The organism is Sphingomonas sp. BK481, assembly GCF_014194875.1.
Classification (GTDB): domain Bacteria; phylum Pseudomonadota; class Alphaproteobacteria; order Sphingomonadales; family Sphingomonadaceae; genus Sphingomonas; species Sphingomonas aerolata.
Window position 1 is genome coordinate 317,965 of the sequence record NZ_JACIAP010000003.1, and the last position, 15,692, is coordinate 333,656.

General features: G+C 67.3%; 14 protein-coding genes. 8 read left to right on the plus strand and 6 right to left on the minus strand.

The annotated features are described in order from the left end of the window. Positions 1 to 12 precede the first annotated feature (12 nt). The 4 genes from pheS (at position 13) to FHY04_RS07830 (ending at position 6,346) form a co-directional block, all read left to right on the plus strand. Positions 13 to 1,107, plus strand: a complete 1,095-nt coding sequence (pheS, locus tag FHY04_RS07815) for a phenylalanine--tRNA ligase subunit alpha (protein ID WP_183936181.1) — start codon at positions 13 to 15, stop codon at positions 1,105 to 1,107. After that, positions 1,104 to 3,518 (plus strand): phenylalanine--tRNA ligase subunit beta, encoded by a 2,415-nt coding sequence (pheT, locus tag FHY04_RS07820; protein ID WP_183936031.1) that lies wholly within the window; start codon positions 1,104 to 1,106, stop codon positions 3,516 to 3,518. Before pheS ends, pheT begins: the two co-directional genes overlap by 4 nt. Positions 3,519 to 3,676: 158 nt before the next feature. Next, positions 3,677 to 4,552: an aldose 1-epimerase family protein gene (locus FHY04_RS07825; RefSeq protein ID WP_183936032.1), complete on the plus strand. Its 876-nt coding sequence runs from the start codon at positions 3,677 to 3,679 to the stop codon at positions 4,550 to 4,552. A 225-nt stretch (positions 4,553 to 4,777) separates the two neighbouring features. Beyond that, positions 4,778 to 6,346 (plus strand): peptide chain release factor 3, encoded by a 1,569-nt coding sequence (locus FHY04_RS07830; protein ID WP_031395328.1) that lies wholly within the window; start codon positions 4,778 to 4,780, stop codon positions 6,344 to 6,346. A gap of 61 nt (positions 6,347 to 6,407) precedes the next feature. Here the strand turns inward: FHY04_RS07830 and FHY04_RS07835 are convergent, their stop codons facing one another. From FHY04_RS07835 to rpmF, 5 genes are all read right to left on the minus strand, one after another. Beyond that, positions 6,408 to 6,767 carry a MerR family transcriptional regulator gene (locus FHY04_RS07835; RefSeq protein WP_107930923.1) on the minus strand — a complete coding sequence of 120 codons (360 nt, stop codon included), beginning with the start codon at positions 6,765 to 6,767 and terminating at the stop codon, positions 6,408 to 6,410. Positions 6,768 to 6,775: 8 nt separating this feature from the next. Next, positions 6,776 to 7,075, minus strand: coding sequence for an integration host factor subunit alpha (locus FHY04_RS07840; RefSeq protein ID WP_031395326.1), 300 nt, complete (start codon positions 7,073 to 7,075; stop codon positions 6,776 to 6,778). 94 nt (positions 7,076 to 7,169) lie between these two features. Continuing rightward, positions 7,170 to 8,138, minus strand: a complete 969-nt coding sequence (locus tag FHY04_RS07845; protein ID WP_183936033.1) for a beta-ketoacyl-ACP synthase III — start codon at positions 8,136 to 8,138, stop codon at positions 7,170 to 7,172. Beyond that, the gene (gene plsX / locus FHY04_RS07850) at positions 8,135 to 9,163 is read right to left on the minus strand and encodes a phosphate acyltransferase PlsX (protein ID WP_031395324.1); all 1,029 of its coding nucleotides are present in this window, start codon (positions 9,161 to 9,163) and stop codon (positions 8,135 to 8,137) included. The genes FHY04_RS07845 and plsX overlap by 4 nt, the downstream gene beginning before the upstream one ends. Before the next feature lie 27 nt (positions 9,164 to 9,190). Next, on the minus strand, positions 9,191 to 9,370 hold the full coding sequence (rpmF, locus tag FHY04_RS07855) for a 50S ribosomal protein L32 (protein ID WP_031438822.1): 180 nt from the start codon (positions 9,368 to 9,370) through the stop codon (positions 9,191 to 9,193). Positions 9,371 to 9,577: 207 nt separating this feature from the next. Here rpmF and FHY04_RS07860 point away from each other — a divergent pair, with 207 nt between their 5' ends. Both FHY04_RS07860 and FHY04_RS07865 read left to right on the plus strand, forming a co-directional pair. Further along, positions 9,578 to 10,021 (plus strand): MAPEG family protein, encoded by a 444-nt coding sequence (locus FHY04_RS07860; protein WP_056406758.1) that lies wholly within the window; start codon positions 9,578 to 9,580, stop codon positions 10,019 to 10,021. 38 nt (positions 10,022 to 10,059) lie between these two features. After that, positions 10,060 to 11,679: a M28 family metallopeptidase gene (locus tag FHY04_RS07865; RefSeq protein ID WP_183936182.1), complete on the plus strand. Its 1,620-nt coding sequence runs from the start codon at positions 10,060 to 10,062 to the stop codon at positions 11,677 to 11,679. 187 nt (positions 11,680 to 11,866) lie between these two features. On the opposite strand, the gene FHY04_RS07870 is transcribed toward FHY04_RS07865, so the two are convergent. Next, complete coding sequence (locus FHY04_RS07870) at positions 11,867 to 12,535, minus strand: MBL fold metallo-hydrolase (RefSeq protein ID WP_031394761.1); 669 nt, start codon at positions 12,533 to 12,535, stop codon at positions 11,867 to 11,869. A gap of 80 nt (positions 12,536 to 12,615) precedes the next feature. Here FHY04_RS07870 and pabB point away from each other — a divergent pair, with 80 nt between their 5' ends. Further along, positions 12,616 to 14,376: an aminodeoxychorismate synthase component I gene (gene pabB / locus FHY04_RS07875; RefSeq protein ID WP_183936034.1), complete on the plus strand. Its 1,761-nt coding sequence runs from the start codon at positions 12,616 to 12,618 to the stop codon at positions 14,374 to 14,376. Positions 14,377 to 14,426: 50 nt separating this feature from the next. After that, positions 14,427 to 15,626: a pyridoxal phosphate-dependent aminotransferase gene (locus tag FHY04_RS07880; protein ID WP_183936035.1), complete on the plus strand. Its 1,200-nt coding sequence runs from the start codon at positions 14,427 to 14,429 to the stop codon at positions 15,624 to 15,626. The last annotated feature ends 66 nt before the right edge of the window (positions 15,627 to 15,692 follow it).

Here is a 15,692-nt window from a genome sequence, read left to right on the forward strand (position 1 = left end):
GACCTGAACCAGATGCGCGAACACATGTTGGCGGCGATCGCCGCGGCATCCGGCCTCGACGCGCTGGAGGCGTGCCGGGTCGAGGCGCTCGGCAAGCAGGGTACGATCACCGCGCTGCTGAAGACGCTTGGCAAGATGACCCCCGACGAGCGCCTCGTGCAGGGGCCGCTGATCCAGGGGCTGCGCGAGGCGGTCGCGAACGGCATCGCCGAACGGAAAGCGACGCTCGAACGCGCCGCGCTCGACGCGCGCCTCGCCAGCGAAACGCTCGACATGACGCTGCCCGCCGACGCGCCCATGCCCGGCACGATCCACCCGGTCAGCCAGGTCATGGACGAACTCGCCGAGATCTTCGCCGACCTGGGCTTCGCGGTCGCGACCGGGCCCGAGATCGAGACCGACTGGCACAACTTCTCCGCGCTCAACATCCCCGAGACGCATCCCGCGCGCGCGATGCACGACACCTTCTATCTCCAGCAGGGGATCGACGCGAAGGCCGCGGGCACCGCCGACGAGAAGACGACCTTCTCGCTGCTCCGCACGCACACCTCGCCCGTCCAGATCCGCACGATGCTGAGCCAGAAGCCGCCGATCCGCATCATCGCGCCGGGCCGCACCTACCGCTCGGATTCGGACGCGACGCACACGCCGATGTTCCACCAGGTCGAGGGCCTCGTGATCGACAAGGGCATCACGCTCGGCCATCTGAAGTGGACGCTCGAGACGTTCGTGAAGGCGTTCTTCGAGCGCGACGACATCGTCCTGCGGATGCGCCCGAGCTATTTCCCGTTCACCGAACCCTCGGTCGAGATCGACGTCGGCTACACGCTCGTGAAGGGCAAGCGCGTCGTCGGCGGCGCGGAGCCAGACGGCTGGCTCGAAATCCTCGGCTCGGGCATGGTCCACCGCAAGGTGATCAAGGCCTGCGGGCTCGATCCCGACGAGTGGCAGGGGTTCGCGTTCGGCTGCGGGATCGACCGGCTCGCGATGCTCAAATACGGCATGGACGACCTCCGCCCATTCTTCGACGGCGATATCCGCTGGCTGAAACATTATGGTTTCTCGAGCCTCGACGTCCCCACTTTGTCGGCAGGAGTCGGCGCATGAAGTTCACGCTCAGCTGGCTCAAGCAGCACCTCGACACCACCGCCACGCTCGACCAGATCGTCGACGCGCTGACGCGTATCGGCCTCGAAGTCGAAGGCGTCGAGAATCCCGGCGAGAAGCTCGCTGCGTTCAAGATCGCCAAGGTGCTCAGCGCCGAACGCCATCCGCAGGCCGACAAGCTCCAGATCCTGTCGGTCGACGCCGGTGACGGTCCGCTCCAGGTCGTCTGCGGCGCGCCCAACGCGCGCGCCGGGCTGGTCGGCGTGTTCGGTGCGCCCGGCGCCTACGTCCCCGGTCTCGACGTCACGCTGAAGCTCGCGAGCATCCGCGGGGTCGAATCGAACGGCATGATGTGCTCGACGCGCGAGCTGGAGCTCGGCGAGGATCATGACGGCATCATCGAGCTGCCCGCGGACGCGCCGATCGGCACGCCGTACCCCGATTATGCCGGGCTCACCGATCCCGTCATCGACGTCGCGATCACCCCCAACCGCCAGGACTGCATGGGCGTGCGCGGCATTGCGCGAGACCTCGCCGCTGCCGGCATGGGCACGCTCACACCGCTGATCTTCGATCCGATCGCCACCGACGGGGCAGGGCCATCGGTCCGCACCGACGACACCGCAGGCTGCCCCGCCTTCTTCGCGCAGACCGTCACCGGCGTGCGCAACGGCGAGTCTCCCGACTGGATGCGCCGCAGCCTACTCGCGATCGGCCAGAAGCCGATCTCCGCACTCGTCGACATCACCAATTACCTGATGATCGACCTCGGCCGCCCCTTGCACGTCTACGACCGCGCCAAGCTGTCGGGCGGCCTCGTCGCGCGGAAAGCCAAGGACGGCGAACAGGTCGTCGCGCTCAACGGCAAGACCTACACGCTCGATGAAGCCATGACCGTCATCGCCGACGACGTGGCCGTGCACGACATCGGCGGCATCATGGGCGGCGAGCATTCGGGCGTCTCGGCCGACACCACCGACGTGCTGATCGAGTGCGCCTATTTCGATCCCGACCATATCGCGCGCACCGGCCAGAAGCTCACGCTCACGTCCGACGCGCGCAGCCGTTTCGAACGCGGCGTTGATCCGGCGTTCCTCGACGACGGCCTCGCAATCGCCACCGCGCTCGTGCTCCACGTCTGCGGCGGTACCGCGAGTGAGGTCACGCGCTCGGGCGAAGTGCCGTCGGAGCCCCGCGTGATCCATTACGACCCGCGCCTCAGCGCGGATCTCGGCGGGCTGCACGTCGCGCCCGAACGCCAGGCGCGCACGCTGCTGTCGCTCGGCTTCACGATCGGTGCGATCAAGAGCGCGGATGCGTTCAGCGACGCGCTGTTTTCGACGATCGAAGGCAAATGGCCGGTCACGGTCCCGAGCTGGCGCCGCGACGTCGACGGCCCCGCCGACCTCGTCGAGGAAGTCGTCCGGATCGAGGGCATCGACAATATCCCCTCGACGCCGCTGCCGCGCATGCCCGGCGTCGCCAAGCCGACCGCCACGCCCGAGCAGAAGCTCGAACGCCGCGCGCGTCGCGCTGCCGCCGCCCGCGGGCTCGACGAAGCGGTGACGTGGAGCTTCCTCTCGGAGGCCGAGGCCGCACCGTTCGGCGGCGGCGCCTGGACGCTCGCCAACCCGATCAGCGAAGACCTGAAGGTCATGCGCCCCTCGCTGCTCCCCGGCCTGCTCGCCGCGACGGGGCGCAACCTCAAGCGCGGCCAGCAAAGCGTCCGCCTGTTCGAGATCGGTCGCCGCTACCTCGCCGACGCCGAGCGCGCGACACTGGGCGTGGTGCTGGCGGGCGACCGCCGCCCGCGCGGCTGGCGCGACGGCAAGGCCGCGAGCTTCGACGCCTACGACGCGAAGGCCGAAGCGATCGCGCTCCTCGCCGCCTCGGGCGCGCCGGTCGATAATCTGCAGGTGATGGGGGAGGCGGGTGATGCCTGGCATCCGGGTCAGTCGGGCACGCTCCGACTCGGGCCGAAGACGGTGCTGGCAAGCTTCGGCATGCTGCATCCGCTGGTGCTCAAGGCGTTCGACCTCGACGGCATGGTCGCCGCGGTAGAGGTTTATCTCGATGCGATCCCGCCCAAGCGCGCGTCTGGCTTCGCGCGCCCGGCCTACACGCCGCCGGCGTTGCAGGCGGTCCGCCGCGACTTCGCGTTCCTCGTGCCGACGGCGCTCGCCACCGACGCGCTGGTCCGTGCGGTCAAGGGCGCCGACAAGGCAGCGATCGTCTCGGCGCGCGTGTTCGACGTGTTCACCGGGCAGGGCGTCGAGGACGGCCACAAGTCGGTCGCGGTCGAGATCGTCCTGCAACCCAACGCCAAGAGCTTCACCGACGAGGAGCTGAAGGCGGTGGCGGACAAGGTCGTCGCGGCGGCAGCGAAGCAGGGCGCGAGCCTGCGCGGGTAACGCGCCCCAACACCCTGTTCGTCATCCTCGCGAAGGCGGGGATCCATACTGGCTGACCAATCGATTCTATCGAAAGCGCTGCCATTCTGGATCCCCGCCTTCGCGGGGATGACATGCAAGGTAATGTACAGAATGGCCGACCGTAGCGGAGCACCGACATGACCGACCTGATCACGATCGCCAACGACCACCTCACTGTGCAGATCAACCCGCTCGGCGCCGAGCTCACGTCGCTGAAGGATGCAGACGGGCGCGAGCTGATGACCGACGCCGACCCGGCCTTCTGGACCGGCCACGCACCGATCCTCTTCCCGGTCGTCGGTCGCCCCTACCGCGACACGATCCGCGTCGACGGCGCCGAATATTCGATGAAGCAGCACGGCTTCGCGCGGCGCATGGTGTTCGCGGTGTCCGAGCAGCAGCCCGGATCGGTCGCCTTCACGCTCGAGGCGACGCCCGAGACGCGCGCGGTCTATCCGTTCGATTTCCGGCTGACGGTGACGTTCGCGCTGGTCGACGCGACGCTGAGCGTCGACGTCGCGATCACGAACCCCGCCTCACAGCCGCTTCCGGCGAGCTTCGGTTTCCACCCCGCCTTCGCCTGGCCGCTGCCTTACGGGGAGGATCGGGCCGACCACCGCATCGTCTTCTCGGCCGACGAGCCCGATGCGCTGCGTATGATTGCCAACGACGGCACGATTGCGGAGGGCGAACGGCCCTCCCCGCTGGAGGGACGGACGCTGCGCCTGCAGGACGCGCTGTTCGCAAAGGATGCGCTGGTCTGGGATTCGGTCCGGTCCGATTCGGTCACCTATGGCGCCGAGACCGGCCCGCAACTGCGGATCGACTTCCCCGACACGCCGATGCTCGGCCTCTGGACCAAGCCCGGCGCCGCCTATGTCTGTGTGGAGCCGTGGCACGGCATCGCCGACCCCGAAGGCTATGACGGCGACTTCCGCGCCAAGCCCGGCGTGTTCGAGATCCCAGCAGGCGGCACCAAGCGCATCGCGCTCCACGTAACGCTGCTCCGCTAAAAGCCCCTCCCCTTCAGGGGAGGGGTTGGGGTGGGGGGCCCCGCAAGCACCACGCTTATGATGACACCCCACCCCCAGCCCCTCCCCTGAAGGGGCGGGGAGCAGCTATCGCTCGACTGCCCCCCTGTCCTCCGGCCCCCGCATCTGCCAAGAGCGGCAGCATGACCGCCGGACTCCCGGCCCAACCTTCTTTGCGAGCCGCGACAGGCTCCCCGGACCCACGCCATGACCCAATTTCCCCGCCGCACCTTCGCGATCATCTCGCATCCCGATGCCGGCAAGACCACGCTGACCGAAAAGCTGCTCTATTTCGGCGGCGCGATCCATCTTGCGGGCGAGGTGAAGGCGCGCGGCCAGAACCGGCGCGCGCGCTCCGACTGGATGAAGATCGAGCAGCAGCGCGGCATCTCGGTCACCTCGTCCGTCATGACGTTCGAGCGCCAGGGAATCACCTTCAACCTGCTCGATACGCCGGGCCATGAAGACTTTTCCGAGGATACGTATCGCACGCTGACCGCGGTCGACTCGGCGGTCATGGTGATCGACGCTGCCAAGGGCATCGAGCCGCAGACGCGCAAGCTGTTCGAGGTCTGCCGCCTGCGCAACGTGCCGATCATCACCTTCGTCAACAAGGTCGATCGCGAGGGCCGTGACCCGTTCTCGTTGCTCGACGAGGTGGCCGAGATGCTTCAGCTCGACGTCTGCCCGATGAGCTGGCCGGTCGGCATGGGCGGCGAGTTCGAGGGCGTGTACGACCTCTACGCCAACACGCTGAGCCGCCCCGAAGGCGACAGCCGCGAATTCATGGGCAAGGCGATCCCGTTCGCCGGCATCGACGACCCGGAGTTGGCCAAGATCCTCAGCCCCGAAGCGATGATCCGCCTGAACGACGAAGCCGAACTCGCGCAGGGCGGCTATTCGAGTTTCGACGCCGACGCCTATCGCGCAGGCAATCTGACGCCGGTCTATTTCGGCTCGGCACTCAAGGATTTCGGTGTCGCCGAACTGATCGCCGCGCTCGCCGACTATGCGCCGCCACCGCGCGCGCAGCCTGCCGAGCCCGCCCCCATCTCCCCCGACGAAAGCGAAGTCACCGGCTTCGTGTTCAAGGTGCAGGCGAACATGGATCCCAACCACCGCGACCGGATCGCGTTCATGCGGCTGTGCTCGGGCGTGTTCAAGCGCGGTATGAAGCTGACGCCCACGGGCCACGGCAAGCCGATCGCGGTTCACTCGCCGATCCTGTTCTTCGCGCAGAATCGCGAGCTGGCGGACGAGGCGTTTCCGGGCGACATCATCGGCATCCCCAACCACGGCACGCTGCGCGTCGGCGATACGCTAAGCGAACGCGCCGCGATCCGCTTTACCGGGCTGCCGAACTTCGCGCCCGAAATCCTGCGCCGTGTCGTGCTGAAGGATTTTACCAAGACCAAGCAGTTGCGGAAAGCGCTCGACGACATGGCGGAGGAGGGGGTGACGCAGGTCTTCTACCCCGACATCGGCTCGAACTGGATCATCGGCGTCGTCGGGCAACTCCAGCTCGAGGTGCTGCTCTCGCGCCTCGACGCAGAGTACAAGGTCGCGGCCGGGCTCGAGCCTGCGCCGTACGAGACCGCCCGCTGGATATCGGCGGAAGACCCGCAGGAGCTCAAGACCTTCGCCGAGATCAACCGCGGCGCGATGGCGAAGGATCGCGACGGGAACCCGGTGTTCCTCGCCAAAAGCGCGTGGGAGGTGAATTACATCGCCGACCGCTATTCAAAGATCCGCTTCGCCGCGACCCGCGAACGGTAAGGGACCGCCATCGATCGTCATCCCCGCCCGCGCGAGGATGACGAACCGGCAGGCATGCGGATCAATCCGCGGCCAGGGCCTCAGCGAGCATGTCGCGGATCGCGCGCAGTGACGTGATCGGCGTCTCGGCGGGCGCAACGATCTCGGGAGCGACCGCGGGCGGTGCACCCTTTTCGGCGGCCAGCAGCTGCTGTACGCCGCGCACGGTATAGCCGTCGCGATTGAGCAGCTGGTCGATCCGGCGCACCAGCGCGACGTCCTCGACGCGGTAATAGCGACGATTCCCGGCACGCTGGAGCGGTCGGAGCTGGGGAAAACGCGTTTCCCAATAGCGCAGGATATGCTGTGGCAAGCCGGTATCGTTCGACAGTTCGCCGATGGTCCGGAATGCGGTACTGGCCTTGCCGGAACTGTCCGGCATCGCGTGCCTCAGCCTGCGCCGACGATGCGTTCGCGCATCATCTGGCTTGCGCGGAACGTCAGCACGCGGCGCGGTGCGATCGGCACCTCGACGCCCGTCTTGGGGTTACGACCGATGCGCTCGCCCTTGTCGCGCAGGACGAACGTACCGAAGCCCGAAATCTTGACATTCTGCCCGCTGGTCAGCGCTTCGCACATCTCGGTCAGGATCTGTTCGACGACTTTTGAAGCATCCGATCTCGAAAGTCCGATTTCGCGATGAAGCGATTCGGCTAGATCGGCCCGTGTCAGCGTACCCGTCATTGTCATTCCGAAACTCCCACACCCATTGCGGTACCTACACAAGCAGCGTGATCATCGGAAGAGCTTTATCGGACAAATTGCAACTGGCTTTCAGTTGCGTTTAGAAGCGGATGACCGCCGCACCCCAAGTAAAGCCGCCACCCATCGCCTCGAGCACGACGATCTGGCCCTGCTGGATCCGTCCGTCACGGACCGCCACGTCGAGCGCGAGCGGTACCGACGCCGCGGAGGTGTTGGCATGCTGGTCGACGGTGACGACGACGCGCTCGGGGGCAAGGCCCAGCTTGCGCGCGGTCGCATCGAGGATCCGGGCATTCGCCTGGTGCGGCACGACCCAGTCGACCTGGTCCGCGGACAAGCCCGCCATCGCCAGCGATTCGGTCATGACGGCGGCAAGGTTGGTCACCGCGTGACGAAACACCTCGCGGCCCTTCATCCTGAGCTTGCCGACCGTCCCGGTCGTCGAGACGCCGCCATCGACATAGAGAAGCTGGTTGTGTCGCCCATCGGCGTGCAGCTTGGTTGTCAGGATCCCGCGACCGTCCGCATCGGCGGTGTCCTGCGCCTCGAGCACGATCGCGCCCGCACCGTCGCCGAACAGGACGCAGGTCGTGCGATCCTCCCAGTCGAGGATCCGGCTGAACGTCTCGGCGCCGATCACCAGCGCGCGCTTGGCGACGCCGCTGCGGATCATGCTGTCGACGACCTGGACCGCGTAGAGAAAACCCGAACACACCGCGGCGACGTCGAACGCGACGCAGTCGTCGATCCCGAGCATCGCCTGCACCTTGGTGGCGCTGGCGGGGAAGGTCTGGTCGGGCGTCGCGGTGGCGAGCACGATCAGGTCGATGTCCTGCGCGTTCACGCCTGCTACGGCGAGAGCCGCGCGGCAGGCATCCGCCGCCAGAGTCGCGGTCGTCTCGCCTTCGCCGGCGATATGACGGAACCGGATGCCGGTGCGCTCGACGATCCATTCGTCGCTGGTGTCGACCTGTTCCGCCAGTTGCGCATTCGAGACGCGGCGGACCGGCAGGGCCGATCCGGTGCCGGTAATGACCGAACGGATCATGCGGCTTCCTTGACGTTGCCCAGATCGTCGCTGATCCGGCGGACGAGGTCGTTTCTCACCATCTTGGCGGCATTGCCGATCGCCGTCGCCACGCCGCGCTCATTGGCGCCGCCATGGCTTTTGACGACGATGCCGTTGAGCCCGAGAAACACCGCGCCGTTGTGATTATTGGGATCGAGATGATCGCGCAGCAATTCGGTCGCGGGCTTCGAAATCAGGAAGCCGAGCTTCGACCGGACCGAGCTGCGGAATGCGCGCTTGAGCAGGTCGGCGACGAATCGCGCAGTGCCCTCGGCGGTCTTGAGCGCGATATTGCCCGAAAAGCCGTCACACACGACGACGTCGACATCGCCGCGCGACAGGCGGTCGCCTTCGATGAAGCCGGTGAAATCCATGTCGAGCTTGGGCGTCGCGCGCAGCATGGCGGCGGCCTCGCGAATCTCGTCGGTGCCCTTCATGTCCTCGCTGCCGATATTAAGCAGCGCAACACGCGGATGCGCGATATCAAGCGCGGTCCGTGCATAGGCGCCGCCCATGATCGCGAACTGGACGAGGTTGCGCGCGTCGCACTCGGTATTCGCACCGAGGTCGAGCATCACCATGTCGGTGTCGCCAAGCGTCGGGAGACGCGCGGCGAGCGCCGGGCGATCGATACCCGGCAGGGTCCTGAGCGACAGCTTGGCCATCGCCATCAGCGCGCCGGTATTGCCGCTCGAGACCGCGGCTGCGGCACGCCCCTTTTTGACGAGATCGATGGCGATGCCCATCGATGTCGTCTTGGCGCGACGAATCGCCTGGCTCGGCTTGTCGCTCGAGCCAACCACCTCGGGGGCGTGGACGATCTCGGAGTTGAGTTCGAGATTCGGATGGGCTTTCAGCCCGTCGCGAATCGCGGTTTCGTCACCGACCAGCAGGAAATGCATGCCGTCAAACTGGCGTCGCGCACGCGCGACACCCGCCAGCATTACCGCCAGCCCGTCATCGCCACCCATCGCATCGACGGCGATCCAGGCGCTGTCGGGCATGCTCACGTCCTTCGCTCAGGTAAGGGCTCAGCCCTCGACCGAAAGGATTTCGCGACCGTTATAGTGGCCGCAAGACGTGCAGAGGTTGTGCGGGCGCTTGAGTTCGCCACAGTTCGGGCACTCCTGAAATGCCGCGATCGTCAGCGAATCGTGGCCACGGCGCATGCCGCGCTTGGAGGGCGAGGTTTTTCTCTTGGGGACGGCCATTTCGGCACCTTGTTCTTTATAAAGGTCGGGGCTCCGATAGGCCCGGACGAAGGAGTCGGCAACCGACTGTTAAGGTCGGCCGCGTGAGCTACCATACGGCCTGACGCATCGCGAAGCGTGGCGCTATAGCGATAATCGCCTGCGTTGCAAGCATGGTGGCACAGTGGCACGACCCGCGCACACCGGAAACATCGAGGAATAAGCTCCATGATCCTGCCCGTAACCCTGACGATCGCCGCCGCGGCCGCGGTCATCAATCTCTGGCTGGCCTTCCGGATCGTGCCGACTCGCCTCAAGGACAATGTCCTGCTGGGCGACAATGGCAATCCGGTCCTGCAGGGGCGGATGCGGGCGCAGGCGAATTTCGTCGAATATGCGCCCTTCATCCTGATCCTGTTCGCGCTGATCGAACTGGGTGGCGGATCGCCCCGCTGGTTGTGGATCGCCGGAGTCGTTTTCGTCGTCGCGCGAATCGCCCACGCCTTCGGCATGGACAAGACGACGTCGAACCTGCCGCGCGCGGGTGGCGCACTCGCAACCTGGGCGCTGATGGCGCTGCTCGCGGGCTGGGCACTCGCGATCGCCTATCAGGCCGGTGCCACGCCGTCGGTCACGACGTTCCAGACCGCACCGATCGAGGGTCGCGCATGAGCATCGTCCGGAATGTCGCCGCCCTCCTCGCCACGCCTATGCTGCTCGCGGTCGCGACGCCCGGCCTTGCGAAGGACGGCCCAGCGCAGGACGCCATCTCGCCCGAGCGCCTGTCCGCCGATGTCAGGACGCTGGCGTCGGACGCGTTCGAGGGCCGGGCACCGGGAACCGCGGGCGAAACCAGGACGATCGACTGGCTCATAGCGCAGTTCAAGGCGATGAAGCTGTCGCCGGGCGGGCCGGACGGCAGCTGGACGCAGGCGGTGCCGCTGGTCCACACGCGGCTGGGGCAGGGCAGTGTGCGCGCCGGGGCCACGCCGCTGGTTCAGGGCCGCGACGTCTATCTCAGCACGGTGCGCGGGGTCGACCGTGTCGCGATCGCCGACGCGCCGATGGTCTTTGTCGGCTACGGCGTCACCGCGCCCGAACGCGGCTGGGACGACTTCAAGGGTCTCGACCTGAAGGGCAAGGTCGCGGTCTTCCTGGTCAACGACCCCGATTTCGAGGCGGTGGCGGGCGACGATGCCAAGGGCCGGTTCGGCGATCGCCGCATGACCTATTATGGACGCTGGACCTACAAGTTCGAGGAGGCCGCGCGGCGCGGTGCGGTGGCGGCGCTGATCGTCCACGACACCCCGGGTGCCGGCTATGGCTGGGCGACGGTCACCGCACCCGCGGGCGAGAATTACGACATCGTGCGCGAGGATCCGACGTCGCGCGTGCTGCTGCAGGGGTGGATCGAAGGGGCCGCCGCGACCCGGCTGTTCGCCGCCTCCGGGCTCAACCTCGCCACATTGCGCAAGGCCGCGCGGCATAGCGATTTCCGCCCCGTCGCGCTGAAGCAGCGGTTCACGACCGACCTTCCCGTCCGTCATGACACGGCGGAGAGCCGCAACGTGCTGGCGATGCTGCCCGGCAAGACCCGTCCCGACGAAGTGGTGATGTTCGGGGCGCACTGGGATGCGTATGGCGTCGGCGCGCCCGATGCGCAGGGCCGCACGATCCGCCCGGGTGCCAATGACGACGCGCTCGGCGTCGCGGGCGTGCTCGGCCTTGCCCGCAGCTTTGCCGCCGCGCCGCGTACCGATCGCAGCCTCGTCTTCGCGTTGTGGAGCGGGGAGGAGCGGGGGCTGCTCGGATCGGAAACCTATGCGGTGAAACCGGTCTATCCCGCGGCGAAGACGGTCGCCAACCTGACGCTCGACATTCTCCAGACGGCAGGGCCGGCGCGCGACGTCCTGCTGGTCGGCGCGGGCCAGAACAGCCTCGAGGACATGCTGGGCGATGCCGCGAAGGCGCAGGGCCGTGTCGTAACCCCCGAAGCCCTCCCCGAACGGGGGCTGTTCTACCGCGCGGATCATTTCTCGGTCGCGCGGCGCGGCGTGCCGACGCTGTTGCTGATGGCGATCAGCGGTGCGTCCGACCTCGCGACGGGTGGTCGCCCGGCGGGGCAGGCGTGGCTCGACGGCTATATGAAATGCTATCACCAGACGTGCGACGCCTGGAGTGCGGACTGGGATCTGCGCGGCGCGGCGCAGGATGTCGGTCTGTTCCAGACGATCGGCACGAAGCTGGCGAACAGCCGGCTCTGGCCGGAGTGGCGCGACGACTCCGAGTTCAAGTCGGTTCGGGCTGAAAGCGCGGGGGAGCGGAAGTAGGACTCAACCCACATTCGCTACCACCCCGGCGAAGGCCGGGGTCCAGTTGGGAAGGTTGCAGTAACGGCGCGCTACCTCCACCAATCTTGGTCCCCCAACTGGGCCCCGGCCTTCGCCTTGGTGGGGTGATTGGCGCGTTGGACATCTGCTTCCCGGTGTTCTCCCGCATCCGCAGGAGAACAGGGACCTACGCCGCCAGTGCCCGATCGCTCACGAACAGGTTCGTCGCGCGCTCATGCGCGAACGTGCTCGCGGGGCCGTGACCCGGGATGAAGCTCGTGTCGCTGCCCAGCGGCCACAGCTTTTCGACGATCGACGACAGCAGCACCCGGTGATTGCCGCCGGGCATGTCCGATCGCCCGACCGACCCCTGGAACAGCACGTCGCCGACCTGCGCGAATTTCGATGGCGCGTGATGGAAGATCACATGGCCTTCGGTATGCCCCGGCGTTTCGTAGACATCGAGAACGAGATCGCCGACCGACACCCGGTCACCCTCGACCAGCCACCGGTCGGGTTCGAAATTGACCCCGGCGATCCCGTATTTCGGCCCGTCCTGGTCGAGCCGCTGGAGCCAGAAGCGGTCGGCCTCGTGTGGCCCCTCGATCGGCACCGCCAGATCGTCGGCCAGCGCCTTCGCCTCGCCGGCATGGTCGATATGCCCGTGCGTCAGCAGGATCTTCTCGACCGTCACGCCCGCCTCCGCGATCGCCGCCTTGATTCGCGGCAGGTCGCCACCGGGATCGACCACCGCCGCCTTCATCGTCGCGGTGCACCACAGCAACGTGCAGTTCTGCTGGATCGGCGTGACGGGGATGATCGCGGCACGCAGCGGCGGCAGGGAGGTCTTTGTCATTCCGGCAAAATAGGGCGGCGGGCGGTTTCGGGCAATCGCCGCTTGCGGTTTGCCTGTCGCCCCGTGCATCAGTCGGCACGATGTGGACTGCGCCCTTCGTGCTGCTTGATGATGCCCGGGAGGCGGGGGGCCCCGCGCGCCTGTACGATCGGCCTGTCCGGGTCGTTCGCGCGGACACCCCCGATGCCGTGCAACCGGCACTTGCCGAGATCCGCCGCGGACTGACCGAGGGGCTGCATGCCGCGGGGATGCTGGCCTATGAGGCGGGGATGACGTTCGCGTCGCGTAAGGTCGATACCGGCCCGCCGGACGGCCCGTTGCTGTGGTTCGGCCTGTTCGAGCGCTACGAGACGATCCCCGCGGCGGCGCTGCCCGCGCTGTTGCCCGATCCCGCCGGGATCTGGGTCGGGCCGCCGCAGCCGCAGATCGACCGCGACGCTTATGATGCGCGAATCGCGCGGCTGCTCGCGCTGATCGCGGCGGGCGACATCTATCAGGCCAATCTGACCTTTGCCGCGACCGTGCCGTTCATCGGCGATCCCCGCGCGCTCTATGCCCGCCTCAGACGCCAGGCGCGTGCGGGCTATGGCGCATTGATCGACACGGGCAACGAAACCTGTCTGTCGCTGTCGCCCGAACTGTTCTTCACGCTCGAGGGCGATCGGCTGACCTGTCGGCCGATGAAGGGTACCGCGCCGCGCGGCGCGACGCCCGACGTCGATCGCCGCCTTGCCCAGGAGCTGGCCGCCGATCCGAAGCAGCGCGCGGAAAATCTGATGATCGTCGACCTGATGCGCAACGACCTGTCGCAGGTCGCGCAGGGTGTCTCGGTCCCCGACCTGTTCACGGTGGAGACCTATCCGACCGTCCACCAGATGACCTCGACGGTGTCCGCGCGGCTGACCCCAGGTCGCGATGCGATCGATGTGCTCGCCGCGCTGTTCCCCTGCGGCTCGATCACCGGCGCACCCAAGCAACGCGCGATGGAGGTCATCGCAGAGGTCGAGCAGGCCCGCCCTCGCGGCCTCTATACCGGCGCGATCGGCCGGTTCGATCCCGGCGGCGACGCCGCGCTGAACGTCGCGATCCGCACGCTGACGGTGCGCGACGGTGACGCGGTGATGGGACTCGGCTCGGGGATCGTCGCGGACAGCGTCGCCGACCAGGAATGGCAGGAATGCGCGGACAAGGCGGCCTTCGTCACCGCCGGACAGCGCAAGCTGGACCTGATTGAGACGATGGCGTTCGATCCCGAACACGGGGTGATGCGGCTCGAACTGCATCTCGCCCGGCTGACCGCGAGTGCTGCGGCGCTGGGGTTCAGCTTCGATCGTCACGCCGTTCGGAACGAGCTGCAGGCGGCGACCTTCCGGCTGCGCGGTCCGCGGCGGATCCGGCTGGTCGTCGCGGCATCGGGCGCGGTCGCGATTCAGGTCGGTCCGATGCCGGTCACGCCCGCGCAGATGACGGTCGCGATCGTCCCGCTGCCCGTCGCGCCCGCCGATATCCGGCTGCGCCACAAGACCAGCGACCGCGCCTTTTACGACGACGCGCGGCGTGCCGCGGGCACCACCGAAGTGGTATTCGAGGGGCCCGACGGCTTCCTGACGGAGGGCAGCTTCACCTCGCTGTTCGTGCCGCGTGACGGGGTGCTAGTGACCCCGCCTGTGGGCGCGCTGATCCCCGGCGTGCTGCGCGCCGATCTGCTCGCCAGCGGCCAGGCGGTCGAGGGACGGTTGACGCGCGCCGACCTCGCCAACGGGTTCCGTATGGGAAATGCAGTACGTGGGCTCGTTCCGGCCGTTGTTGCGGTTGCGAAATCAGGCGATCGCGGCGTATAGCCCGCGCGAATTCCGCAGGCGCCGCTGCGGTCAACCGCAGAGGTTTCACCATGCACGCATCCGCCGCCCTTGGCCGCATCAGCCCTTCGCCGACCCTCGCGATCACGTCGCGTGTGCTCGAACTGAAGCGCGCCGGCGTCGACGTGATCGGGCTGGGGGCGGGCGAGCCTGATTTCGACACGCCCGATTTCGTCAAGGAGGCCGCGATCCAGGCGATTCGCGACGGCAAGACGAAATACACCAATGTCGACGGCACGATCGAGTTGAAGCAGGCGATCGCCGCCAAGTTCGCGCGCGACAACGGCCTGACCTATGCCACCGACCAGATCAGCGTGAACGTCGGCGGCAAGCACACCCTGTTCAACGCGATGGTCGCGACGATCGATCCGGGCGACGAGGTCGTGATCCCCGCGCCCTATTGGGTCAGCTATCCCGACGTCGTCCAGTTCGCCGGCGGTGTGCCGGTGATCGTCAAGGCCGGCCCCGAAGTCGGCTACAAGCTCGCACCCGAGGCGCTCGACGCGGCGATCACGCCGAAGACCAAGTGGGTGATCCTCAACTCGCCGTCGAACCCGACCGGCGCCGGCTACACGATCGACGAGTTGAAGGCCCTGGGCGCGGTGCTCGCGAAGCACCCGCATGTCTGGATCTTCGCCGACGATATGTACGAGCATATCGTCTATGACGGCTTCAGGTTCGCGACGATCGCCGAGGCGTGCCCCGAGCTGTTCGAGCGCACGCTGACCGTCAATGGCTGTTCGAAGGCCTATGCGATGACCGGCTGGCGGATCGGCTATGCGGGCGGCGCGAGCTGGCTGATCAAGGCGATGGCCAAGCTCCAGTCGCAGTCGACCTCGAACCCGTGCTCGATCGCGCAGGCCGCCGCCGTCGCCGCGCTTAACGGCGACCAGTCGTTCCTTGCCGAGCGCAACACCGCATTCCAGGGCCGCCGCGATCTGGTCGTGTCGATGCTGAACGACATTGACGGCATGGAATGCCCGACGCCCGAGGGGGCGTTCTACGTCTATCCGTCGTTCGCCGCGCTGATCGGCAAGTCGACGCCGAACGGTCGGCTGATCGACACCGACGAGGCGATGGTCGGCTATCTGCTCGACGATGCCAAGGTCGCGGTCGTGCAGGGCGCGGCGTTCGGCCTCAGCCCGGCGTTCCGGATCAGCTATGCCACGTCGGACACGCTGCTGCGCGAGGCCTGCACGCGGATCCAGACCGCCTGCGCCGCGCTGCGCTGATCCGGCACGCCCGGCAACATCGTGGACATGCCCGGACATCCGCCAGCAACCCTGCTGGCGGATGAA

Coding starts and splice junctions, on each gene's coding strand:
- pheS (WP_183936181.1), top strand. CDS start 13: ATGCGCGAACACATGTTGGCGGCGATCGCCGCGGCATCCGGCCTCGAC.
- pheT (WP_183936031.1), top strand. CDS start 1,104: ATGAAGTTCACGCTCAGCTGGCTCAAGCAGCACCTCGACACCACCGCC.
- FHY04_RS07825 (WP_183936032.1), top strand. CDS start 3,677: ATGACCGACCTGATCACGATCGCCAACGACCACCTCACTGTGCAGATC.
- FHY04_RS07830 (WP_031395328.1), top strand. CDS start 4,778: ATGACCCAATTTCCCCGCCGCACCTTCGCGATCATCTCGCATCCCGAT.
- FHY04_RS07835 (WP_107930923.1), bottom strand. CDS start 6,767: ATGCCGGACAGTTCCGGCAAGGCCAGTACCGCATTCCGGACCATCGGC.
- FHY04_RS07840 (WP_031395326.1), bottom strand. CDS start 7,075: ATGACAATGACGGGTACGCTGACACGGGCCGATCTAGCCGAATCGCTT.
- FHY04_RS07845 (WP_183936033.1), bottom strand. CDS start 8,138: ATGATCCGTTCGGTCATTACCGGCACCGGATCGGCCCTGCCGGTCCGC.
- plsX (WP_031395324.1), bottom strand. CDS start 9,163: ATGCCCGACAGCGCCTGGATCGCCGTCGATGCGATGGGTGGCGATGAC.
- rpmF (WP_031438822.1), bottom strand. CDS start 9,370: ATGGCCGTCCCCAAGAGAAAAACCTCGCCCTCCAAGCGCGGCATGCGC.
- FHY04_RS07860 (WP_056406758.1), top strand. CDS start 9,578: ATGATCCTGCCCGTAACCCTGACGATCGCCGCCGCGGCCGCGGTCATC.
- FHY04_RS07865 (WP_183936182.1), top strand. CDS start 10,060: ATGCTGCTCGCGGTCGCGACGCCCGGCCTTGCGAAGGACGGCCCAGCG.
- FHY04_RS07870 (WP_031394761.1), bottom strand. CDS start 12,535: ATGACAAAGACCTCCCTGCCGCCGCTGCGTGCCGCGATCATCCCCGTC.
- pabB (WP_183936034.1), top strand. CDS start 12,616: ATGTGGACTGCGCCCTTCGTGCTGCTTGATGATGCCCGGGAGGCGGGG.
- FHY04_RS07880 (WP_183936035.1), top strand. CDS start 14,427: ATGCACGCATCCGCCGCCCTTGGCCGCATCAGCCCTTCGCCGACCCTC.